This is a genomic window from Streptomyces sp. NPDC090442, assembly GCF_044769405.1.
Lineage (GTDB): Bacteria > Actinomycetota > Actinomycetes > Streptomycetales > Streptomycetaceae > Streptomyces.
The window spans coordinates 1-22,157 of record NZ_JBIVXW010000087.1; the positions used below are offsets into that span (position 1 = coordinate 1).

The following is a 22,157-nucleotide window of genomic DNA, read 5'->3' on the forward strand; positions in this document are numbered from 1 at the left end:
GGCAGGCCCGTACCCGACAGCGGTCCGAGCAGTACACCGCCGACTTCGACCGCTCCACCCCCACCGTCCACGACCGGCCGCACACCGGGCACTCCACCCGCTTACCCCGCTGCATCGCGATCACCCGCTGCCGGGTCCGCTGTAGCCTCCGCCACTGCCGTGACCTGCACCGACCCGAGCAGAACACCGCCTCCTCCGCCATCGACACCGGCAGCGGATCACCACACTCACGACAGTACCGCCGAGCCGTCCCGTCAGCCGCCACGAGCCAGATCATCCAGCCATACACACCTCACGGCCAGAGTTCAAAAACACTCACTCAGCCGCCCGCCGCGGTGCGCGGCGCCCCGCGCGGGTGGCGCGGGCATCGCCGTCGTGCACCAGGTGGCGAACTAGTCGATGCAGGGCCGCCTCTGCCGTTGCCGTCGGCAGCAACGGGCTTGTGTCAGCGGGCTGTTGGGGCGCGCGGGTGCCGGTGTCGGTCGAGGCGTCGCGTGACATCATGTGGGTGATCACAGGGGTCCTCCATGGCGTTGGGTCCTGTGTGGCAGCCTCAGGACGCACTCCTGGGGCTGTCGTGTTGACCGTTCGGCCGGCCCTTCTCCAACGGGCCGGCCGAACGTGATGCGGGCGGGTGGTCAGCCGCCGCAGGGGAACTGCTCAGGCGTCGTGGTGGCGCGGGCCTTGACGTAGCCCTCGTAGGCGCCCCATCCGCCGTGGCCGTGGGTGATCTGGCGCACCCGGATCAGGCCGGGGTTCGTCGGGTGGCACCCGAGGAAACGGGCCTGGTCGCCTTCCGCCATCAGACCGGTGATCGTTCCGCTGGCGATGCGCAGATACAGACCGCCGGTACCCGCCGCGGGAACGACCGTGCCGGCGGGGCGGACGATGACGTCCGGGTATTCGGTGACCCGGGCCATCTCCGTCCGGCCGGTGAAGGGGTTGTACCGCTGCTCGGTGTACGTGGCGGTGGGGCCCTCGGGGGGCGGCACGGCGGCCTGGGCGGTGCCGGTGAGCAGCCCGAAGGCACCGGTGGTTGCGGCAACTGCCGTGGCTATTCGAGACGTACGGTTCATCGCTCTCCTTGTGACGAAGGGCTCCGCCGGTGCAGGCCCTGGGGTGTGGTGTGTCCGGCGGCGTGGTGGCTGGGCCACCGGTGGCCGGTGTCGTCGCGTCTCCAGCGCGCGGTGACCTCACTCGACGCGGACCGCTCTCACCCGGGGAGGTCCGTCCCAGGCGGTCGTCGCAGCACAAGGTCGCCGCGTCGTTCTTTGAAGCCGGTTGCGCTGTCGTGGGCTCAGGCCCTTTCTCGGCCGGCTGGTCTCCACCGCTTCCGCCGGTGTCGTCACGGCTTCGCCTGCGGTGGATCACGCTGTGGAGTTGTAGGACGGCCACGCCCGTGTATTCGGGCAACTCCCCTGGGATCAGCCGTGGTTCTGGCCCGCTGGGCGAGCTCGGCAGGGGTGGGGAGGTGAAGATCTGGCCGTTCCCTGGCCTGCACGTCGCGTCCGATGTGGACCTACGTGCAGGCCAGGCAGCGCCAGCGCTGAAGCCGATCAACCAAAGACGTTGACATAGCTAAGTTAGTTGATACAGATGGTCTCGTGTCAACCATGTTGATTACGTCGGCGAAGCTGACTAGGCGGGAGAGGTCGACTTAGGATGTCGGCCATGAAAGACGAGACCGTGCAGCCGTACGTGCGGATCATGCAGGAAGTGGAGGGCGCCATCCGCAGCGGCAGGCTCTCGCCCCAGGACAAATTGCCCAGCACCCGCGATCTCGCCGCCCAACACGAGGTCGCCCTGGGCACCGTGCAACGCGCGCTCAGGGAGCTGCGCAACGCAGGGCTGATCTACTCCCACCAAGGCGGCGGATCGTACGTCAGCGACGCAGCACTGGAGAAAGTCCAAGCAGACCCGACGGCGCGCGCCATCCGCGACCTCCAAGAACAGGTTGCAGACTTGACGATTCGCCTGGAGGCACTGGAACGAGGCCAGCAACACTGACCTGACAGCCGGCCCCCAAGGCAGTCCAGCAAGTGCCCGTCGACGAGAGCTTCGCCCCCGAAGGCCGGCACAAGGCGCACAACACGTCCCACAAGCACGAGCCGCCACGTGCACCCCCAACAAGATCGGAGTGCCGGCCGGTCGGATCGCGCCGCCGTAACCCCTTCCAGAGCTGGAGCCCGAAAGGGGGTTGGGCCTGCTTCAGCTCTGCCGTGCTTCGCGGAGCGTTGCCACGAGCGTGTTCGGGTCTCCGGTGTAGACGATCGCTTCCTCATCATCGGCCGGGGGGTCGAAGCGGGCGAAGAAGTCGTCGAGGGCTTCGGGGGTAACGGTGAGGGCGTTGGCGTCCTCGCGTTGGTTACGTTCGGCAAGACGCCGCAGCAATTCCTCCCGGTCAGTGGGGAGGTGGACCACGAGGGGGTGGCCGCCCGCTTCGCGGGCGGCCTGCCGCCAGGCGTCGCGATCATTGCGGCGCCACAGCCCGTGGTCCAGGACGACGTCGTTGCCGGCCTCCAGTTCCTTGACGAACCGCTCGCGGATCGCCTCGACCACAGGGCGTTCGCGCTCGAAGTAGGTGTGCTCGGGGTAGTCCACGCCGTACCGGCCGTGGAGGCGGTGGACCTCCTCGTCCACGGATAGCCGGGCGAAGCCGTGTCTGGCCAGGGCCTGGGCGACGGTGGTCTTCCCGGAGCCCGTCAGGCCGACGAGGAGAACGGCGAGTGGCACGGCGGGGTCTTCCTTCCACGTTGAGCAATGCACGAGCGTGAGCATTGTCGGTCAATCCTGGCCAGGATGTGCGTGCGGCCGCCAAGAGGTGAAGATGCCGCGGGCCTCACCGGGCCAGCTCAAGGGCATGTGGTCCAGGGACACCCGGCGGAACGCGAACCGCGGATCGCTGATGTTGATCACGCCACCGCGCTGGCCCGCGTGGGCCAGCAGGCGGCTGGCCTCGTCCCTGACGGCGGAGGACTGCTCCTGCCAAGCGCCGGAGGAGAAGTGCTCTACCCGGCGGCGGAGGTCGTTCAGGACGCCCAAGCGCCACTTGAAGTGGTGAACCGCGCAGAGGCGGTCGGCATCCGGCCGGTGCGCTGGCGCCCGGTGATTGCCGGAGGCGACAGTGACGTCGTGGCGGGCGAGGACGATCTTTCGGGGGTCGCCGTGCAGAAGCCGGTGGGTGAGGTGACCGCCGAGAGGATAGGTGAGGTCAAGTCCGCGTTCGGGCTCCCAGCCGGTCAAGTGGCCACCCGCAGCGACGCGGTCGAGCATCAGCCCGCCGACCACGCGGTGGCCGGTCTTCTCGGCCTGGGCGATGACCTGCGGGAGCGGGGCGGGGTACTGCTGGAACTCGTCGGCGTCGGCGACCAGGTGCCAGCCCGGTCCGGCCGCCTGGCGAAGAGCGTCACGGAGCTGGGTGTTGGTGTGCTCGTGCCATGGGCCGGTGCTGGTTCCGGTCGGGATGACACCCAACTCGCAGCTGGTGTGGTGGAGTTCGTTCCGCTTGGCGTTGGAGACGTGCTCGGGGAAGTGGAAGGTGATCAGGAACTGCTCGATGCCCAACCACCGGTAGTGGCGGACCCAGGCGGCAAACAACGTGGGCTCGACTGGGCCGATGACAGCGATCAGGGCGGGAGGTGTGCTCAGCATCAGGGCTCCTTCGTACGCAGGGAGGCGAAGGTCCGGGTGAGGAAGGCGGCCTGCTCGGCGGCGGTCCACATCCCCAGTAGCCGGCCGGCTTGGGTCCTGGGTCGCTCGGGCGGCTGGCGGACGACGCTGTAGAGGGCGTCGGCGAGACCCTTGGGGTCGCCGGCGGGGAAGGTCAGGGCCCAGGGCTGACCGTGAAGCCGGGCGGTGAGGGCCGCATCGTGGTCGGAGACGATCAGGGGGACACCGAGGCGGGCGGCGTCCATCACGAGGCCAGATTCCTTGCCGACGCCGGGATGCCGGGCGACCAGGGCAGCGTCACAGGCGCCGTAGACCAGCCGCAGCGCGCTTTCCGCGATGGGGCCGACCACGAGATGCAGGTGGACGTTGGGCAGGTCCCGCCACCGCTCCAGGACAGCCACGTCGAGCGGTTGGCCCGTGACGACTAGGTGCAGCGGTTCGCTCAGGCGGGCCAGGGCGGCGTCGATGGTGGCGATGTCCTTGTAGGGCCACCAGCCGCCGATCAGGCACACCACAGCTTCGACGGCGGGGATGTCGAAGGCCGCCCGGCCGCCTATGCGTTCGGCGTCGGTCAGGCGGCGGCCGTCGTCGACGGCGAAGGCCCGCACCACCCCGGGCAGGTCAGGGAAGGCCGCGGTGAACTGATCGCCCACAGCCTGCGTCGGGTACACCGCGACAACCTGCCTCTCGCCCCAGCGGGCGAGCCGGCCGAGCAGCCGCACCACGGCGTCCTCGGTGGTGACCTGCTCGTGGAGGTACCGCAGGTGCGGCAGGCCGCCGAGGAGGGCGGCGGCCCCGTGCAGGGCCTCGCTCGCGGTCAGGATCACCACCGCCTCGATCCCTGCCTGAAGGCGGCGGGCACACCGCAGAGCGGACGCCTCCGCGAGGAGACGGGCGACCAGGGTGATCTGGTGCGGCAGCCGCCGCAGGAGGCGGGGCCATCGGCGCGAGCGGAAGATCCACTGCCCGGCCGCAGAAAGCCCCGCGGCGAGGTGGGAGGCGGCCAGCAGCACGGACGCCCGGAGCCCGGCCGGGGAGGTCACCAGATGGGCACCGGCCTGGCGCAGGACCCTCGCCTCCTCACGGGCGATTCCGTGCGGGGCAATGACCAGGCTGCCGGGCCGGGCCTGGGCGAGTGCCACGAGGGTGCGCTGATGGTGGCCGCCTAGGCGGTCGGCGTACGGCTCGATGAGCACGAGCGGGCTGGTCATCCGGAGACCACCTGGTCCCCATGGGTGGCGACGAACTGGGCCCGCAGCCAGGACGGGTCGTTGAGGTGGTCGAACCGCTTCACGTCGCGGGCGGCCTCGCGGGCGAAGGCGATGCCCTCCCGGGCCCCCGCGGCGGCATAGGCGGCGAACTCCCCGTCCCGGCTGGTCGTCCACGCCTGAACCCGCTGGCGGGCGGCGTCGTTGGCCATGCCGTATTCGCTGCCGCGGGCGAGCATCGCGCACTCGCGGAAACCGGCCTTCCAGGCGCGGAAGGGGCTCTGGTTGAACCTGGTGATGCCCGCGGTCTGCCCGGTGAACTCGATGCGGCCGGGCAGGGCCGCGAGGACATCCACGGCCTGGCCCATCGCGCGCAGGGCGCTGCGGCGGATCAGCTTCAGACCGCCGTAGCCGTAGGCCAGCCCGTTGACCGGGTTGACCGCACGCCACACCCGCATGGACACGTCCTCGTCCAGCGGCTCGACGGCGGCCGGGTCGAAGCCCGTGTCGATGGCGAAGTCGCCGTCGGCGAGGAAGAACTGTTCACGGTCGACGACTTCGGCGCACAGCCGGTAGGCCCGGCGCATCCCGTGCACCCCGTGCAGGCGCTTGACCGTGCCGCCGAGCGTCCGCTGCGCGCGGGCGTGGAGGGAGTTGGCCATCGGCTCGTCGTAGGAGAGGAAGACCGCGTCGAACTCGGTCATGACAGGGCCTCCAGGTAGCGGGCAGCGACCAGGGCGGGGGCGAAGTCGGCGGTGGAGGCGTGGGCCCGCTTGGCGTGCAGCGCGTGGAACTCGTCGTCCGTGGCGAGCCGTTCGGCCAGGGCGACGGCCTCGGCCGGCGTGGTGAAGCACAGCTCGGGATCGATGTGTTCGGCGAGCCAACCCAGCTGGGGTGAGATGACCGGCAGGCCCATGCCCTGGCAGTCGATCACGGACATGGACCAGGGGCAGCCGGGGCGGAACGGGGCGATGCCGAAGCGGGTGCCGGCCAGCAGGTTCTTGTAGCGGACGCGGTCGCCCCGGTCGGAGACGACCTGGACGTGCGGCAGGGCGGCGAGTTGGTCGCGCATCTTCTCGGGACTGTCGTCCAGGCCCGTGCGCTCGGACCGGCGCTTGCCGAACAGGTCCATCACCCGCAGCCGGACGGTGCCGGAGGCCACCAGGTCGCGGGCGAGGTTCACGAACTGCTCGGTGCCGTAGTGCGCGTACAGCCTGTGGTTGTAGACGCCGATCGGCGCAACGCCCTCCCGGCAGCGGGCTGTTGCGGGGCCGCGGACCAGGCGCTCGTCGCGTGGTGCGGGCACCACCCGCAGCTTGTCGCCGAGGTCCACGGTCATGCGGGCGGCTGCGGCCGAGGTCCAGGAGGCGGCCGTGGCGGAGTGGACCATGACTCGGTCGCAGGCCGCCAGCCCGGCGGCGAACGCCAGCAGCACCGGCCGGCCCAGGCCCGCGTCGTTCAACGCGGGGTCGAGCAGAAGCTGACCGCCGCCGTTGAAGGAGAAGGGCAGGTAGTGGCAGTAGCCGGCCAGCACAGCGTCCGAGCCGACCTCCAGCAGGGCCGTTCGGACGGCCGGGGCTTCCTCAATCTGGTTGGCCACCACCGCGTCCGGCCTGGTCTCGCGGATCAGGTCCACCAACTCGTCGATGTCCGCGGAGAACCGGGCGCGGTACTTCGTCCCCGGAACCTTCGTCTGGTGGAAGCCGCAGCGGGCGTCCCCAGCTGCAGCCGGAGCCGCGACGGTTACCTCGGCACCGGCATCGGCCAGAGCGGGGGCGAGTAGGTCCGCGAAGATCCATCCGGAGTCGGAAGACAGCCGGTCGGGGTTGGAGATGTTGAGCAGATACAGCACGCGCATGAGGCGTCGCCTCCCTCGTCTGCCCGGAAGGGTCGATCCGGGTCGGTGAGGGAAGGAAAGCGCTGACGCTGGCCGTGATGGGATGATGAACTGAGGTCACTCACGGTTCATTCATGTTCACTACCAAGTGACGCGGGGCGGGGCTTCGATGGATGCGCAGGACGAGGAGATCACCGTCGAGCAGGCGGCCGAGAACTTCGCGGCAGAGGTCGCGCGGTGGCGGGAAGTACGCGGTATGTCCAAGCGGGCCTTAGCCGAGGCCATGGGCTTCGACCCGTCATACGTCAGCCATGTCGAGTCCGGCCGCCACAAGCCCACCGAGGAGTTCGCCCGACTCGCCGACGAGCAACTGAACGCCGGGAAGGCGATCTGGCGGCGCTGGTGCGACTATGAGCAGGCCCGGGCAAAGTCCCGGCGCCAATCTCTAGCCCCTCCGGCCCAGCGCAGGCACGAGCAGCCGTACGCCACCGGGTCCGCCCTTGTCGTCGAACACGACGCTGCCCGCCTCCAGTACGACGGCCACTGCTACCGACTCACCATGAGACGGCTGCTGCGGAACACCGGCGACGAACCGGTCACCCGCTACCTGATCCGCATCTCCGTCGACCGCTACCCCGGCGACCCCGAGCGGTCCAACGCCCACTACCGCGTCCACCCGCTGACCTGGGATGAACTCGACCTCACCGCCACCTGTCGCGGCGAAGCGATGCGCTGGCAGGCCAAGCACGACCGTGACGCCTTCAAGGAAGTCTGGCTGCTGTTCGACAACGAACACGGCCGCTTCCCGCTCTACCCCGGCGAGTCCGTGTGGATCGAATACGCCTACACCGTCGGCGATGACAAGTGGGGCAACTGGTTCCAGCGGGCCGTCCGTTTGCCCACCGAACAGCTGGAAGTCCAGCTTGTTTTCCCTGACGCCCTCGACCCGGTCGTATGGGGCACTGAAACCTCCATGACCGCCGAAGCCTCCCCGCTGCGGACCCCTCCCGTACGAAGCGACGATGGCGAGCACCGGCAATTCACTTGGAACACGACCGCACCCGCACTACACGCTCGGTACCGTTTGGAATGGAGGTTCCGGGCACGTCCCGAACACGACATGAATCAAGGGGAGTTCAGGTGATTGACGTCCGGCCCAGCCAACGCATGCGAGACCTCGGAGTCGTCCAGCACGGCGCTGGCATCCTCGCCGAAGCCGCCAGCACCTTCGATTTGCCTGCTGAGCGTGACCAGGCCGAGCGCGCCGTGGACGAACTGTTCGCCGCCATGGAGCGGATCGGACAGGTCCACCCCTTCGCCAAGGGCATGGGCATCGCGGCGCCGCAGATCGGTATCGCACGCGCCGCCGCCGTCGTCCAGCCGCCTGGCGACGCCCCTGCCATCATCCTGCTCAACCCGCAGATCACCACCCGCTCCGACGAGATGGACGAGCAATACGAGGGCTGTCTGAGCTTCTTCGACGTCCGCGGCCTCGTACCCCGTCCGTTGAAGATCACCGTGGAGACCACGGCCCTGGCCGGCGAGACTGTGACCACGGTGTACGAACGCGGCCTCGCCCGCCTCATCCACCACGAGATCGACCACCTCGACGGCCTGCTCTACACCGCCCGTATGCGGACCGGCGTCGAACCTATCCCTGTAGAGGAATACCGCCAGACCGGCCGGGCCTGGGTGTACGAGGGCGCTTGACGCCACCCGGCTCCCGGCTCCATCAAGCCTGACGGAGAAGAAGCCCGCTCGCCACGCGCACTGTGTGCGGTCCAGTTCGGTGCCTGCCTGCGTGGCTACGACTGGGCGTGAGCGGCAGCAGTCGAACTCCGCTCCTTGGGCAGGGCGATGCCCTGAGCCTGAGCGTCCGGTCCTGGGCGCAGTGTCCACGGCGCCGGGGCCGTCTCGTTCAGCTATTCATTCGCCACAGTCGCTTGACGATGAAGTCGCGCAGCAAGCCTCCTAGGTCCCGGCCCAGGCCCGCGCACAGTTGGTGGTACGGGGGACCGTGGCCGTGCTCGGCCCGAAAGCCCACGGTGAACATGAGCTCCGTTCTGCACGCCTCCGTCAAAACGGTACCCACAGCCTCGGGCCCGGGTGAACCCTTTGGCCTCTCCCCCGGGAGGGGCCATTGGCCTCCCCGAACCAGCCCGACTGGGGCCTGCATTCACCCTTTGCTTCGCACTTTCCTGCAGCTCTTTGGTCGCCTTCAGCCCCAATCTTGTTCGACACCTAAGACTTGCCCTTTCGGCATCGCTACACGTAGAGTCTTAGGTGACACAGGCGAGCGACAGGAAGGGCCGCGATGACCACCGCAACTCCCCAGACGAGTACCGAAATCAAGGTCCGTATGGCTGAAGTCCGCGAACTGAGCAGGGCGGCCGAAGCGCGCGGCGACCAGCACGCCGCCTTCGCGCTCGACGGTGAACTGACCAGGCTCGGCCAGCTCCTGCGCAACCTTCGCCCCACCCATACGTACCCCGACGACCACTGCTGCCCGGGCATCCGCTCGCACTGACCTGACCGCCGGGCCCTACCCAGGGCCCGGCCCCACCGCGAGATACGGGCCCACCGCGACGAGGACCACTTCCAGTACGCCAGCACCGGGCCGCCGAGCGCGCCCCGCGGCGCAGCCATGGCACGACCGTCTATCGCCTTGTGCGCAGCCGGTCTCCGATTTTGCTCGCGCCCCAACCACATCAGCAATCCGCCAACGCCAGGAGCGCCACGATGCCCGATTACACCCGCAACCCCGCCCCGCACCGGGAGGCCCCCGCCACGCTGTGGCAGTGGGCGAACGAGCTCGACGCGGCCGCCGCCGACATCGACGTCGGGCGCCGCGTCGGCGCCCTGGGCTGCGACGGGCGGCCGCAGCCGGCTCGCAGGTACCGAGGGACAGCTCGCGCTTTCCGGCAGAGCGCCTTGACTGGCGCTCTGCGACTCGACGGAGTTCCCGCGATGTTCGAGGCCGACTGCGTCCTGGCGCCGCACATGGTCAGCTTCGGCCAGAGTGCAGGTCACCTGATCCTCAAGGACGCCCACAACGCGACGGTGCTCACCGCCGACCTCCCCGACCATCTGGGAGGCGCAGTGGCCACTCTGCTCCGTGCCGTCGACGGGGCCGTGCGGGCTTGCACCTTCGGGCCGAAGCGGCGGTATGGCCGTCCGGCTTACACCAGTGAGCGGTGCCGTGACTGCGCCGCCTGGGCCGACCAGTACACCGCCGCCTTCAACAAGAGCTGACCACAGAGTGCGCCACGCCATCGAACCCACAGCGAACACCACCGCGTGACACCTAAGGCTTGCATTCTCTGGTGCACTCTAATAGAGTCTTAGGTGTCAAAGGGGCGGCGCCCCGACCTTCTAGCAGCAGTTAGGACGCACGTGAGCACTCTCGCACCTCTCCGCCCCGGCACCCCGGTCACCTACCACGACTCCTTGGCCGCCTACCGCGGAAAGCGGATCGCCCACCCTTGCGAATGCCGCCGCTGCTTCGATCGAAAGTTGCGCGGCCTGCCCGTTCAGCGCTACGACCTGTGGCCCGCCAACGGCATCCGCCCCCGCAGTCACTTCCCCGAGCACGCGCGCCGCTCCTCCGTCACGCCCTTCCCCTAGACCGGCCGGGCCGCTACTCCCCGGCCACGGGGCTGGAGGGGCGGGGGTCGTACTGCTGCTGCTGACCCGCCCCTCCGCCCCAACCTCCCGCCCCATTCCACCGACGAGGAAGGCGCCGAACATGAACAGGAACCGCCCCTGCAGCCCCGGGCTGGCACACGCGGGCGTGCCGCCGGACTCCGCTACTGGGACGAGGAGGTCAGTGCCGTCCAAATGCACGACAACCGAGTGCACTTCGGCCGCCGCGCTGGGGGACGGCATGCTGACCACGCCGATCCCCAGCGACCTGTGCCGTGCCCACGCCACGATTGCTCGCAGCTGGCGGGACAACCACTACAGCCCCTGGAACCCGTCGGAATGGCCGGGCGGCACCCCCATCATGGACAGCCGTACCAGTCACCAGGAGCGGGCCGCGGACTGGGACCGCAAGAACGCTGATCAGTTGGAGCGCACCATCCGAATCTGCCGCTCCGGGAGTTCCCCTCAGTGCAGTACCGGCCACCACCCCCTATGACGGCCCAGCAACCTGGCCCGAGCCCCGTCTAGCAGCCGGCTCCAGCCACTCCAGAGGGGTCGGGTGGTGTGTGTGCGCTGTCCACAGGCCATCTGACGCATGCTCGGCTCCCTGCTCACCCGTCCTTGCAGACACGTATCAGCAACTCGTAGGAGATACCGGTGTTCAAGAACCTCTTCGGCTCCACTTCCACCGCACCGCAAGTCGCACCGTCGTCCTCGGTGATCGACCTCACCAAGAAGGCGAAGGTCAGCCTGGACAAGCACGGCCTGACGGGCCAGCGTGCCGCGGTCTACCTGGTGCTCGACCGTTCGGGCTCCATGCGCCCGTACTACAAGGACGGCACCCTCCAGCACTTGGCTGAGCAGGCTCTTGGTCTGTCGGCCAACTTGGACGACGACGGCACTGTCCCGGTCGTCTTCTTCTCCACCAAGATCGACGGCACGACCGAGGTGACCCTGGACAACTACGCGGGGCGCATCGAGCAGGTCCACCAGCGCCTGGGCCACATGGGCCTGACCTACTACGAACACGCCATCCAGGCCGTGATCGAGCATTACCAGGCATCTGGCGCCACCGACCCCGCCTTCGTCATCTTCCAGACCGACGGCAGCCCCAGCAACCGGGCTGCCGCCGCGAGGGCGCTGCGCTCCGCCTCGAACCTGCCTCTGTTTTGGGTTTTCGTCGGCTTCGGCAAGGACGTCGCGTTCTTGGAGAAGTTGGATGATCTGAGCGGCCGGGCGGTCGACAACGCCGGCTTCTTCCACGCCCTGGACCCCCATCTCGTTACCGACGAGGAGTTCTACGCGGGTATCACCGCCGACTTCGGCCCGTGGCTCGCGGCCGCCCGCGGCGCCGGGATCCTCCACTGACCGTCGTTCTCACCTCTCCCGGCCGTCCTTCGGGCGGCCGGGAGGCCAGCCAGCGACGACTCGAAGCGCCGCGTCGAGCAGGAAGAGGCAGTCCTCCCGCCCGACGCACAGCTCATCCGCGCTGCCCAACAAGGGTGTTGACCGACACGAACGCCAACTGGGGAGCGATCAGCGACCAGTTGGACAGCCACCGGCGGATACCGAGCCAGGCGCACACCACCGGCACGCGGGTCGACGAAGGCGAGGGCAGAGCGGAAGTCCGCGCGGGCGGCGCGGGCGGCGCGCCCGTCCCGAGGGGAAACCCGTTACAGCACTCGCCCCGCGAAGGGCGCCATGCCGCCGCAGCGCACACACCGGAACGCCGGAGCACGCACGATCGCCGGGTGAAGGGCCTCTGCCCGCTGATCGGTTCCCCAACCACGGCCTCCTCGTTGCACAGCCCGTGTGGCTCACCATCGTCTTCCCCGTGCCGCTGGTGTCGTTTCCACGGGAGCACCTTGGGCGGGCATTCTGTCGTAGCCTCGTGGCGAGGAAAGTCTTAGGAGACAGGATGCGCGCGTGACCAGCAAAGATGATTCGATGAGCCTGACGGACATCGCTCGCGAGGCGGGCGTCGCTCGCCAAACAGCCCAGCGGTGGCACAAAGGGCGAACCCAAAGAGGAAAGGTGACCCCCTCGCCTCTTCGCGCGATCGCCGAAGCCAAGGGGATCGAGATCCCCGAGGCGGACGCGACACGGCCGCGCTACCCACGGTCGGTGGTCGTCGCGTTCTGGAAAGCGGTCGGCTACATGGACGCCAAGGGGGAGTTCATCCCAGAGATCCAGGAAATCGTCGGCCGCTGGCTACCCGTGGCGCCAACCATCGATCCGCGGCCAGGGGCGCGGCGCCGTATCTACACCAATCACATCGCGGAAGCGATGGGCACGAATACGGAGACGGTGGAGATGCGTCGCCACCGGGACGAGACGTTCCCAGACCCGGATGACACCGACGAGTTGGGCCGGTCCTACTGGTTTGGCCGGACACTCAACGGCTACTTCAGGAAGAAGGACCCCTCGGTCAAGTTCTGACCTGCGGGAACACCACAATAGTGGTATAGTTTTAGGTGTCATAAGGCGCTGCCCCGGCGCCGGCTTCGCGACTGGACATCTCTAGGCCGGCACCGGGATCACTCACTGGAAGCACACGAGCGGTTCCGGAGGAACCTTGACGGACACCAAGACGCATCCGCAGCCCGATACTTCCGCCCCCCAGCATAGCCGTGGTCTGAACCCGACCCAGCGGGACTACCTGCTGCGCCCTCTGGAGCGTTACCGCGTCCAGCATGCCAACGGTCAGTCCTACCTCGCCGCATGGGACGTACGCCGCTGGCTCACCCGCATCTTCGGCATCGGCGGCTGGAGCGACGAGATCATCGACTGCGCCCTCGTACGTGAGCTGGAATCTGGGGGCAACGGCAACGCGCGGCCCCGCTACACCGTCGTCTACCGCGTACTGCTGCGGCTGCGCATTCGTGACCCGTACGGGAACGAGCTGGCCGTCTTCGAGGATGGCGCGACGGGCGATGCCGTCAACCAGCCTTCGCTGGGCGACGCACACGACCTGGCGTTGAAGAAGGCCCTCTCCCAGGCGCTCAAGCGGACGGCGGTCAACCTGGGGGACCAGTTCGGCCTTGCGCTCTACAACGGCGGCGGGACCTTCGCCGAGAACGGCGCCACGCTCAAGCCGGTAGTACAGGCCACCTTGGACTACATGCCCAAGGCCCCGGCGAGCGATGAGCCTGTTCGCGACGAACAGGAACCGCAGACCGTCACGGCGTGACATGACGAACGAGATGAACGTCGAGGCGGCCGTCTTCCTGGAGACGGCCGCCCAAGGCGCCGAGCCTGACCGGCGGTTCGAACCCGCCCAGCCCACCGTCCCTCGCCATCTGCCGTCGTGGAAAACCCGCGAAACAGGAAGCTCCCGCTTCCCGTATGCCTGGTGGTGCACCACGGAGGTGGATCGCGGCCAAGGCCCGCGTGAATGCGGCGCCGGCTCGCTCGCCATCACGGCCGAGCACGCCGCGACAGCCGCCCAGCAACACACCCTGGCGCACCACGTCAACGACGCGTAACCCGACACCACCAACTACTCCGCCCAACACCACGCAGATCGCCGTGCCTTGAGCACGAGGCCGATCCGCGCGTCGGTGCGCCCGGCTCCGATCCCTGGCGCACCGCCGCCTTCCCCCGGAGGTCCCCCATGCCGACCGTCGACGACCTGAGCGCGCTCCTGGCAGCGGCCGATGACCATCAGGAGCCGGCGCTCCGGGAGGTTGCCCGCAAGTGCGGCTTGCTGTGGCAGTGCCGCAACGCGGCGTGCCTGCTCGACAATGCCCGCCTCGTCGAGCTGTGCGATAGGTGCGGGCACGACCGGCAGGGCCGGCCGCTGGCCGACCACCGTCCGGGCCTCTACCCGGTGCCGGACAAGCTGTGGGAGGCGCTGCGCGAGCATCTGCACGACTGGATCGCAACCACCGGCCTGCCCGTACCGGATGCCGTGACCTTCCGCTATCTGCCCTTGACCGGGGCCGAGTGGGAGGTGGCTGATCCGGTGTTCCACTACGGCGGCCGCACCGAAACCATCCCCGTCGATCTCAGCGGAACCGAGATCGAGGAGGACTTGGACGACATCGCTGACGAGGCCGAGCCGAGCCACTGCGAGAGCCTGCGCATCACCCTGCGTTCCTGACGCGAACTGCCCGACCAGAAGGAGGAATCCGCATGATCCCGGGAGTCAATGCCGTCCGTATTGACCCGGACGGCACGCGCAGCAACCTCCCGTTGCCCGGCCGGTGGCTGGAGCGCGAGCAGATGCTGCGCGATGACCTCGGCGGGACGCCCCGGCACGCCCACTACGCCGTGCGGGGCAGCACTCGCGGCCTGTGCGTCATCACGCTTCACCCCGACGATGCCGTCGTGCTGCCTCGCAACCTCGTCACCGAGCGCTTCCTGGCTGCTTCGGCACATGCCGGGCCCGCCGGGCTGCGCGGCGTGGCCGTCCTGCTCGGCTCCTCGTATCCCAGCGGTGCGCGCCTGGTCGCCGACTTCCCGGAGGAGCTGCGCGCCCGCCTCCACTCCCTCACCGCCAACTAGCGCGGCCGGCGCCGGCCCGGCGCCGGCTTGCCTTACACACCGATTCGGAAGGTATCTGCGTGACTGCCCGTACGTACGTCGACATCCCCCGCCTGTATGCGATGGGTCCCCGTCGCCTTGATGTGGAGCTGTCCTTCCCCGCCGGCAACAAGCGCCGGGCGGTGGAGCACAAGCACGCCGCCCTCGAACTCGCCTCGCTCTACGGGCTCAGCTACTCCACCCCGTTCAAGCTCAACCCCCGCTGGTCGGTGTACCAGGAAAACTGGGGCAACGGCGAGCGGTTCGGTCACCCCGACGATCGACGTCTGCAGGTCTGGGGACCGCGGCGGGCGATGGCTCGCTACCTGGTCGCGCTGCCGCGCGTGCTGACGGCCGTCGAGCGTCTGGCCACGCGCGCCGCGCGGGCCTTCGGTTCCTGGCGCCGTTCCTTGCTCACGGTCTTCTCCGGGCATCTGGAGTACGAGGACCCGACGACGCTGGCGATCAGGGCGAAGGAGTTCCGCGCCGAGGTCCTCACCGCCCTGGTGGGCTTCCTGCGCACCGGCGTTCCTGACGCGCCGCGCCGCGACAGCTCCCGCCCGCTGTGGGAACAGGCCAAGGCCGTGGCCGCTGAGGTGTGGGAGACGTTCGGCGGCGTCGATCCGTGGCACGTTCCCGAGGACGAGGTCCAGGCCCAGCTCGCCCGCGTCCCGTTCACCGAACCCGCCATCGTCGAGGACGAGTCGGCGAACGACGCCTCTGCCACGACCGTCCCGGACACCGTGGACGAGTTGCTGGAGATGGCCGGCCCTGCGGCGGATGCCCCCGTCGAGGAGGCGCCGGAGGCGGCCGCCGAGCCGGTGTCCGGTGCCGGCGGCGACGAAGCCCGTTGGGGGTACGAGCAGGCGTTGGCACAGTTCAACGACCCTCTGGAGCTGGCGCTCCTGGACCGTGCGGACGGAGCACCGCTGCCAAAGTGGCGGCGCCGGGCCCGAAGTCGTCGTTGGAGGATGGCGCAGGCCCTGGGCACCGACGCGAAACGATGGCGCCCGCCCTTTGCTCCCGGCGTCGGTGCACGGTGGTTGCCGCCGCTGCCGTCGCTGAGCCATGACCAGTTGGCCCGGCCCGAAATCGAGGGCATCCGCGGCCTTCGGAGACCAGCCCAGCCGCAGTCCCCGGAGCAGGTTCTTGCCGGTGCCGCCTGAGCTGCTGGTGATCATCCCGTGCAGCGCCGTGAAGACCGCGATGGCGGTCGGATCGGCGCTGCCCGCGGGCGAGCTGTACGCAGCTGGTTCCTATCACCGCATGTGCCGCCGTGCCGGCGAAGCGTTGATCCGCTGCGGCGGCGAACTGCGGGTGCTGTCCGCCAAGTTCGGCCTGATTGCCTTGGAGGACCGGATCGCTCCGTACGACCTGCGCGTGGGACAGCCCGGTTCGGTGGATGGCCAACAGCTACGGCGCCAAGTCCAGATCCTGGGCCTGGAGAGGGCGAAGACGGTGATCGTCCTGGCGGGCCGCGCGTATGCGCAGCCGGTCGCGGAAGTCTGGCCTGCGGTGTTGCGTCCTTTGGCGGGAACTCGGGGGATCGGCGAGCAGCGCGGCAGGCTCTCCCGGATCGCGAACGTTCAGGACCCGCTGGCCACTGCCGCAGCGTACGCCGGACACGCTGAGTTGTAGGCTCCGCGCGGCTGGCGGGCGGGATGGGGCCTTCGCCTTACTCGGCGTTGTTTTGGGGGTACTCCCAGCGCACGGTGACGGTGCGCTCCACGCCCGCGTCCCGCATGGCCCGGACGCGGTGTTGTCCGTTGGTGTAGATGGTGTTGGCCGTGATCGCGGTCTCCGGGGCGAGCAGGGTACGCAGCGCCTCCAGATTCGGCTCTGAGGTGGCCTCCTGCCGTGCGCGTTGCAATGCGTGCGGGGCGAGGTCACGACCGGTGATGCCGACTCGCTGGGCATCCTGAACGAGTCGGACGGCCTGCTCACACACGGCGTGCCAGTCGTGGTCGTGATACCAGCAGCACCCCGGAACAGCCCGCGAGGTACCCGTCAACCGCCCTTGCAGCGGCCCTCGTTGGGGCATGCAGTTGGGCGTGCGGAAGGGATGCGGTTCCGGTAGATCCGCCACGGCGGTCACCTCGTGGACCGGTACGGCCTCCGGCTCGGGTTCCGGTGGGACGTAGCCGGCGCCGCGGCTGCCGTCCACCACCTGGCCGACGAGCCGGTGCAGCTGGTCGTCGGTCAGGTCGTGCCACTCCGGGTTCGCGAGCTGGTGGCGGCCTACCGTGTCGAAGGAGACCCGCTCGAAGACGGCGCCCTGGCCGTCTTCGCCGTCGAGCAGGCGCTGTATCCACAAAGGCGGGTCGGCTTCCTCGGGGCAGTGGCGCCGCCACACGACGGCCGCGTAGCGCTCGGCCATGTTGGCCAGGCTCGCTCCCTCTTGCGGCAGTTGGGTCGCCACCGCGACAGGCCGGGCCCCGGGTGCCGTGAACAACTGCAGCCGGAAGGTGGCCTGCTCGGAGCCGAATTCCGCGCCGACAAACATGTGGTCGTCGATGATGCGGGTTCGGGGAGCAGCATGCAGCGTGAGGTCGTCCCCGGCGTGGTCGCTGTTGGGCTTGTGCAGTGGGTGCGGGAGATCACGGGTCATGCCTCGATGATGGCGTGCGTTCCGCCCCAGGTCAGCGACAGCCGGAGGAGGGCCCGGCGCTGAAGTTCAGCGCCGGCGCAGTGAACGGGCCGGCTTCTCCTCTTGCTGGGCCTCCTCAAAAGCCTGTTGGACTCGGGGGTCGGTGTATCGGGGTTCGAGGAAGATGTTCCGGTAGTCGGGTAGCGGCGACCTGGGCCGTGGAGGCGCGGTCGCTGCTCGGCGGCGGGGTGTGGGGTGGGCAGGCTGCATGTCTCTCCTCCTACTTCGGGATCGCGACGCCGAGGGTGTCCTCGGTCGGCAGAACTTGGCTGGGGCAGGTCTCCAGGACGCGGCTCATCGCCTTCTTCTCGTCCGGGTTGACCCACAGCCGGTACTTCTTCTTCACCGCCACTTGGCGGGCGACATAGGGGCACTGGAACTCGGTGTTGGGCGGCAGCCACTGTGAGGCGTCCTTGTCTCCCTTCTGCCGGTTGGCCGGCCCGTCCACGGCGATCAGGTTCAGCGGATCGTTCGCGAGCGCGGCACGCTCTGCCTGCGAGAGCTGCTGGGCACCGGACTTCCATGCCTGCGACAGCGCGACGGCGTGATCCACATCGATGGATCCGGAGGTGTGCGGGCCTCGGACGAAGGTGATGCGCTTACCGGTGTACGGATCTTTCTTCAGCGTTCCCGAGCTGACGACACACGTCGACGTGCCCCTGAACTGCACATCCAACAGGTCCCGTTTCAATACGTCGTTGCGGGTATCACAGGCGTTGTTGGAGCCGGGGGCGTTGGTCTTGTCCGACCAGGCCGTGCCGAACTTCGCGACACGGTCGTACCCGTCCTTCGCCGTGGTCTTGTGCACCGGAAGATCGGCGAGCGCGGCACGGACGGTGCCCTGGGCAGGCGGTTCCTCCTGCGTGTTCGCCGCGGTCGTGGAGCAGCCGGCCAGCGCGCCGGTGAGTAGGAGGGCGGCCAGGGCGGCTCTGGAAGTGCGGGTCGTCACGAGCGCGGACCTTTCTTTGTTGGTAGTGACGGGGTGCCGGACTGCCGTTGGTGACCGCTTACAGCGGAGGCGGTGTGGTCGGTGGCGTGCGGATCGCGGCGGCGAACGCCGCGATCTGGTCCGCGGCTTCGGCCACGCCGTCGCGGTCTGCTCGGTCCAGCAGTGGGCGGATGACGGCCGAGCCGACCATGACGCCGTCCACGTACGCGGCCAGGCTGGCGGCCTGCTGCGGGGTGCGGACGCCGACGCCGGAGACCACGGGGGCTTGGGTGACCTGTCGGAGCCGTTTGGCGAACTGCCCCAGGGCCTGTGGGTCCAGCTCCCCCTGATAGCCGGTGGGCGCATCGACCGCGGGGGCGTAGACCCATCCCGAGGCAGCGGAGCAGACCCGGGCCAGCCGGGCGTCGTCAGCACGGCGGGAGACGAACTGCGGGGTGTGCAAGCCGGCAGCACGTGCGGCCTTCAGCCAGCAACCTGCTTCCTCCAGCGGCAGATCCGGGATCATCGCCCCGGCTGCGCCGGCTTGAGCGAGATCCCGGGCGAACCGGTCGGGCCCATACTGAGCCACCGGCCCCCAGTAGCTGAGGGCCACGACGGCCGCCCAGGTGGTGGCGACGGTCTGACGGATCGTCTCCAGTACATCGGCCACCGTCGTGCCCTGGCGGAGGGAACGGTGATACGCCTCGCAGATCTCGGGGCCGTCTAGGTAGGCGTCGGAGTACGGGACCGCCACCTCCAGGACGTCTGCGCCACGGTTGACGAAGGCCCGCAGGACCTCAACGTCGCGGCGTGGGGCGGGGAAGCCGGCCGGCAGGAAGACACCCAGGGCAGGTCGGCGCTGCCCGAGCCGGGCCGAAAGCCAGGCGGCAGCGAGAGTCAAGTCAGTCACAGCAGGCCCTTTCACAGCAGGCGAGCGGAGCGGTGTGGCCGTTGCACCAGTCCAGAGTCGGTGTGGCCGGGGGCCGTCGGGGTGGACCTGGGTCCTCACCCCGACGGCCTGGTGAGCAACGTCAGGCAGATTCAGGCTTGTTGGAGCGTGCCGTGCGCCGCTTGCTGTACCCAGCTGCGCCTACCGTCGCAAGGCCGACGGCGAGGAGCCCGCCGGCGGCAAGGCCAAGTTCTCCGCTGGACGAGGCCCCGGTGGCAGCCAGGCTGGCGCCCGGCAAGGAGCTGGGGGCGTCCTTGTCCTTGGCGAGGGTCTGGTCCGCTGAGCGGTTGCTCGGCGATCCAGTCGATCCGTCGGTGCCGTCCGGCTCCGTCGCACCGGACGAACTGCCGGTGGATGATCCGCCGCTGATGCCCCTGCTTCCCGCGTCATTGCCGGTGTCGGGCTTGTGTCCGGAACCGCCTCCAGTTCCCGAACTTCCGTTGTGGTGATCGGAGTTGGGCGTGTGGCCTGAACCACCGTCTGTCTCCGATCCCTCGCTGCCGTCTCCCGGGTCAGTGGTCGGGTCAGGGGTGGGGTCGGGCTTGTGTGAAGGGTCGGTGCCCGGGTCCGGGGTTGGGTCCGGCTTGGGGTCCTGCGACGGCTCGGGGTCCGGGGCCGGGTCTGTACCGGGATCGGTGCCAGGGTCAGTACTGGGATCGGTTCCCGGGTCCGTGCCGGTGCTCGGATCCTTTCCAGGGTCAGTGCCATCGCTCGGGTCCGTGCCGGGCTCGTTAGTCGGCTCGGTGTCGGGGGCCGCGGACTTGTCGGCCTCCGGCGCCTTGTCGGGAGCGCTCGCAGTCGGCTTGGCCGGGGTTATCTGCTCGGCGGCCGAGGCGTTGGGGGTTGCCAGGATGCCGGCAGTGGCGACGACGGCCGCGGTGGCCGCGGCACGGCGCAGCACGCGCGTACAGGTCTTACGCATGGAGGAGTTCGACCTCTCCACATCGGGTACAGGACACACCGACCGCCCACGGCGGTGGCGTCGAAGAACATCCTTTTCGATGCACCCTGTGGATAGACCACACCGCATGGAGCGGTGAGCGGTGGTGCTGTGGACGAGTCCTTCTTCCCGTGGTCCAGACGCCCTTTGAAGATGAAGGGCCCGGCGGCGGCAGCATCGGCCGGACGCGTGGACGGCCGCCGGGCGCCCCCGGTATACGGTCACGCTATGACCAGAGCAACCGATGACCCGTGGCGCGGAGTGCTCGCCCAGGAACTGCCCTCGTTTCTCGCCTTCGGCGCCTTCGCTGGCCTGGGCATCCCGGCAGCGCTCGCCTTCTTCCGTGGCGAAGCCATCGCGCACGCTTCCGCAGGCACCTGGTTCGCTATGGCCGGTGTCACCGCTCTCGTGGTGCCCGTCCTTGCCCTGCTTGGTTGGTGGGGAGAGCGCACGGAGCGAGACGCCCTGGAGAGCTGGTCAGTCAACGCCGCCGTCGGCGTTGGATTCCTGCTGTTGCTCCTCCTGGACGGCGGCTGGACGATCACGCTCGCCCGTCTCCTCAACTGAAGCTCACCAGCAACTTGCCCAAGTACCCAGGTTGTTGCACCGGCCGCGGTCACCCGGCCCGTGGGAAGACGGGGACAGTCCAGCCGAGGTATTTCGCCCCCCACTTCTTTTCGAAGAGGTCGGCGTCGACGATGTCGATGTAGCCGGGGCGCAGGATGTCGTTGGAGGCGGCCTTGCCGTCGCCGAGGTAGACGGCGATGTGTCCGGCGCGGTGGCCTGTGTCCCAGTAGAGCAAGGCGCCGGGTGGGGGGTTGCGGTCGCCGGGGTGTTGCATGTCCTTGGGGACGACGTGGAAGTGGTCGATGGCGTAGTTGACGCCGCTGAAGTTCCAGCCGTAGACGATGGCGGTGAAGGCCAGGCAGCGCTGGTACCAGCCGCTGTTGGAGCCGGCGCCGGCATGGGCCTTGGCCCAGGCGATGGCCTCAGGAACCGAACGGGGGTTGGACAGTTTCCACGTCTGCTTGCCGTCGCTGAATGTCCCGCCTGCGCCGCCGTTGCCGGGGGTCTCGGGGTTGGGGTGTGGGCACGTGCTGGGGACGGCGCCGGAGGTGTCGGCGGTGGTGGAACTGCCGCTGCCGCCAGTGTCGTTGGGGGCGGCGGTGCCCCCACGGGCGAGGTTGATGCCGGCCTCCTTGGCCAGGGCGCGGACGGTGGTTTCGTGGCCGGCATACAGGCCAGGGAAGTTGCTTTTCTGGACGGCTTGGGCGACGTCGCCAGGCGGGCGGGTTGGCCAGTTGGCGATGCTGAGCATGCCGGGGTTGGTGCCGCGTCCCTTGAAGAACGACTCGGTGGCGAAGGCAGGGTTCAAGATCTGCTCTTTGGTGCCCCAGTCCATGGAGGGGCGTTGCTGGAACAGGCCGAGGGAATCGCGGTCACCGTAGTGGAGGTTTTGCAAGGTGGATTCCTGCATGGCCGTCATCAGCGCGATCAGGGTGGCCTTGCCGGACAGGCCGAGTTTCTGGGTGACGTGGTCGATGGCCTTGGCGTTGGTGATCTGCTGGTCGTGAACGCTGCCGGTGGCCGGCTGGGCGGTGCCGCCGCTGGATCCGGTGGTGGCCGAGCCGGTGCCGGCGCCGGTGTCCTCGCAACTGGAGGACGCCACCGCGGGCGAAGGGAGCAAGGCCCCGGCCAGGATCAGCAGGATCAGGAAGACGGCACAAGCCAGGGCGCCGACTTTGAGCAGGAGGCCCTTCTTGGCGAGTTTGGTGGCGGTGAGGGCGGCGTGGGTGAGCTGCTGCTGGTCCAC

26 protein-coding genes are annotated in these 22,157 nt (G+C 69.0%); 16 read left to right on the plus strand and 10 right to left on the minus strand.

What is annotated here, in order from left to right; all coding sequences use genetic code 11:
• Positions 1–638: 638 nt before the first annotated feature.
• Positions 639–1,076, minus strand: a complete 438-nt coding sequence (locus ACIQU6_RS38365) for a hypothetical protein (protein WP_403486371.1) — start codon at positions 1,074–1,076, stop codon at positions 639–641.
• 595 nt (positions 1,077–1,671) lie between these two features.
• On the opposite strand from ACIQU6_RS38365, the gene ACIQU6_RS38370 reads away from it, so the two are divergent.
• A complete protein-coding gene (locus ACIQU6_RS38370; protein ID WP_403486372.1) occupies positions 1,672–2,007 on the plus strand; it encodes a GntR family transcriptional regulator in 336 nt (111 codons plus the stop codon).
• Positions 2,008–2,208: 201 nt separating this feature from the next.
• On the opposite strand, the gene ACIQU6_RS38375 is transcribed toward ACIQU6_RS38370, so the two are convergent.
• Genes ACIQU6_RS38375 through ACIQU6_RS38395 form a run of 5 tightly spaced genes read right to left on the minus strand, consistent with a single transcriptional unit; the run spans position 2,209 to position 6,735 of the window.
• A complete protein-coding gene (locus ACIQU6_RS38375; protein WP_403486373.1) occupies positions 2,209–2,733 on the minus strand; it encodes an AAA family ATPase in 525 nt (174 codons plus the stop codon).
• Between the two features lie 51 nt (positions 2,734–2,784).
• Positions 2,785–3,651 carry a hypothetical protein gene (locus ACIQU6_RS38380; protein WP_403486374.1) on the minus strand — a complete coding sequence of 289 codons (867 nt, stop codon included), beginning with the start codon at positions 3,649–3,651 and terminating at the stop codon, positions 2,785–2,787.
• Complete coding sequence (locus tag ACIQU6_RS38385; protein ID WP_403486375.1) at positions 3,651–4,880, minus strand: glycosyltransferase; 1,230 nt, start codon at positions 4,878–4,880, stop codon at positions 3,651–3,653. The genes ACIQU6_RS38380 and ACIQU6_RS38385 overlap by 1 nt, the downstream gene beginning before the upstream one ends.
• Positions 4,877–5,581, minus strand: a complete 705-nt coding sequence (locus ACIQU6_RS38390) for a hypothetical protein (protein ID WP_403486376.1) — start codon at positions 5,579–5,581, stop codon at positions 4,877–4,879. Before ACIQU6_RS38390 ends, ACIQU6_RS38385 begins: the two co-directional genes overlap by 4 nt.
• On the minus strand, positions 5,578–6,735 hold the full coding sequence (locus ACIQU6_RS38395) for a glycosyltransferase (RefSeq protein WP_403486377.1): 1,158 nt from the start codon (positions 6,733–6,735) through the stop codon (positions 5,578–5,580). The genes ACIQU6_RS38390 and ACIQU6_RS38395 overlap by 4 nt, the downstream gene beginning before the upstream one ends.
• Before the next feature lie 148 nt (positions 6,736–6,883).
• Between ACIQU6_RS38395 and ACIQU6_RS38400 the strand changes: the two genes are divergently transcribed.
• The 14 genes from ACIQU6_RS38400 to ACIQU6_RS38465 all read left to right on the plus strand — a co-directional run bounded on the left by ACIQU6_RS38400 (position 6,884) and on the right by ACIQU6_RS38465 (position 16,518).
• Positions 6,884–7,858 carry a multiprotein-bridging factor 1 family protein gene (locus ACIQU6_RS38400; RefSeq protein WP_403486378.1) on the plus strand — a complete coding sequence of 325 codons (975 nt, stop codon included), beginning with the start codon at positions 6,884–6,886 and terminating at the stop codon, positions 7,856–7,858.
• Positions 7,859–7,881: 23 nt separating this feature from the next.
• Positions 7,882–8,424, plus strand: coding sequence for a peptide deformylase (locus ACIQU6_RS38405; RefSeq protein WP_403486379.1), 543 nt, complete (start codon positions 7,882–7,884; stop codon positions 8,422–8,424).
• A 604-nt stretch (positions 8,425–9,028) separates the two neighbouring features.
• The gene (locus ACIQU6_RS38410; protein WP_403486380.1) at positions 9,029–9,241 is read left to right on the plus strand and encodes a hypothetical protein; all 213 of its coding nucleotides are present in this window, start codon (positions 9,029–9,031) and stop codon (positions 9,239–9,241) included.
• A gap of 212 nt (positions 9,242–9,453) precedes the next feature.
• Positions 9,454–9,966 (plus strand): hypothetical protein, encoded by a 513-nt coding sequence (locus ACIQU6_RS38415; RefSeq protein ID WP_403486381.1) that lies wholly within the window; start codon positions 9,454–9,456, stop codon positions 9,964–9,966.
• A gap of 141 nt (positions 9,967–10,107) precedes the next feature.
• Entirely contained in the window at positions 10,108–10,338 is a 231-nt protein-coding gene (locus ACIQU6_RS38420) for a hypothetical protein (protein ID WP_403486382.1), read from the plus strand.
• A 202-nt stretch (positions 10,339–10,540) separates the two neighbouring features.
• Positions 10,541–10,852, plus strand: coding sequence for a hypothetical protein (locus ACIQU6_RS38425; protein ID WP_403486383.1), 312 nt, complete (start codon positions 10,541–10,543; stop codon positions 10,850–10,852).
• Between the two features lie 161 nt (positions 10,853–11,013).
• Entirely contained in the window at positions 11,014–11,724 is a 711-nt protein-coding gene (locus tag ACIQU6_RS38430; protein ID WP_403486384.1) for a VWA domain-containing protein, read from the plus strand.
• A gap of 558 nt (positions 11,725–12,282) precedes the next feature.
• A complete protein-coding gene (locus ACIQU6_RS38435) occupies positions 12,283–12,795 on the plus strand; it encodes a helix-turn-helix domain-containing protein (RefSeq protein ID WP_403486385.1) in 513 nt (170 codons plus the stop codon).
• A gap of 136 nt (positions 12,796–12,931) precedes the next feature.
• A complete protein-coding gene (locus ACIQU6_RS38440; protein WP_403486386.1) occupies positions 12,932–13,546 on the plus strand; it encodes a Rad52/Rad22 family DNA repair protein in 615 nt (204 codons plus the stop codon).
• Between the two features lies 1 nt (position 13,547).
• Positions 13,548–13,841 carry a hypothetical protein gene (locus ACIQU6_RS38445; protein ID WP_403486387.1) on the plus strand — a complete coding sequence of 98 codons (294 nt, stop codon included), beginning with the start codon at positions 13,548–13,550 and terminating at the stop codon, positions 13,839–13,841.
• 128 nt (positions 13,842–13,969) lie between these two features.
• On the plus strand, positions 13,970–14,458 hold the full coding sequence (locus tag ACIQU6_RS38450; protein ID WP_403486388.1) for a hypothetical protein: 489 nt from the start codon (positions 13,970–13,972) through the stop codon (positions 14,456–14,458).
• Positions 14,459–14,490: 32 nt separating this feature from the next.
• Positions 14,491–14,862, plus strand: a complete 372-nt coding sequence (locus ACIQU6_RS38455; protein ID WP_403486389.1) for a hypothetical protein — start codon at positions 14,491–14,493, stop codon at positions 14,860–14,862.
• 59 nt (positions 14,863–14,921) lie between these two features.
• Positions 14,922–16,046, plus strand: coding sequence for a hypothetical protein (locus ACIQU6_RS38460; RefSeq protein WP_403486390.1), 1,125 nt, complete (start codon positions 14,922–14,924; stop codon positions 16,044–16,046).
• On the plus strand, positions 16,036–16,518 hold the full coding sequence (locus ACIQU6_RS38465) for a DUF6884 domain-containing protein (protein WP_403486391.1): 483 nt from the start codon (positions 16,036–16,038) through the stop codon (positions 16,516–16,518). Before ACIQU6_RS38460 ends, ACIQU6_RS38465 begins: the two co-directional genes overlap by 11 nt.
• Before the next feature lie 37 nt (positions 16,519–16,555).
• Here ACIQU6_RS38465 and ACIQU6_RS38470 read toward each other — a convergent pair whose 3' ends face one another.
• The 3 genes from ACIQU6_RS38470 to trpA form a co-directional block, all read right to left on the minus strand.
• Entirely contained in the window at positions 16,556–17,488 is a 933-nt protein-coding gene (locus ACIQU6_RS38470; RefSeq protein ID WP_403486392.1) for a hypothetical protein, read from the minus strand.
• A 259-nt stretch (positions 17,489–17,747) separates the two neighbouring features.
• The gene (locus ACIQU6_RS38475) at positions 17,748–18,476 is read right to left on the minus strand and encodes an HNH endonuclease family protein (RefSeq protein WP_403486393.1); all 729 of its coding nucleotides are present in this window, start codon (positions 18,474–18,476) and stop codon (positions 17,748–17,750) included.
• Between the two features lie 58 nt (positions 18,477–18,534).
• Positions 18,535–19,365 (minus strand): tryptophan synthase subunit alpha, encoded by an 831-nt coding sequence (gene trpA, locus ACIQU6_RS38480; protein ID WP_403486394.1) that lies wholly within the window; start codon positions 19,363–19,365, stop codon positions 18,535–18,537.
• 1,207 nt (positions 19,366–20,572) lie between these two features.
• On the opposite strand from trpA, the gene ACIQU6_RS38485 reads away from it, so the two are divergent.
• A complete protein-coding gene (locus ACIQU6_RS38485) occupies positions 20,573–20,911 on the plus strand; it encodes a hypothetical protein (RefSeq protein ID WP_403486395.1) in 339 nt (112 codons plus the stop codon).
• Positions 20,912–20,960: 49 nt separating this feature from the next.
• Here ACIQU6_RS38485 and ACIQU6_RS38490 read toward each other — a convergent pair whose 3' ends face one another.
• The gene (locus ACIQU6_RS38490; protein ID WP_403486396.1) at positions 20,961–22,157 is read right to left on the minus strand and encodes a peptidase M23; all 1,197 of its coding nucleotides are present in this window, start codon (positions 22,155–22,157) and stop codon (positions 20,961–20,963) included.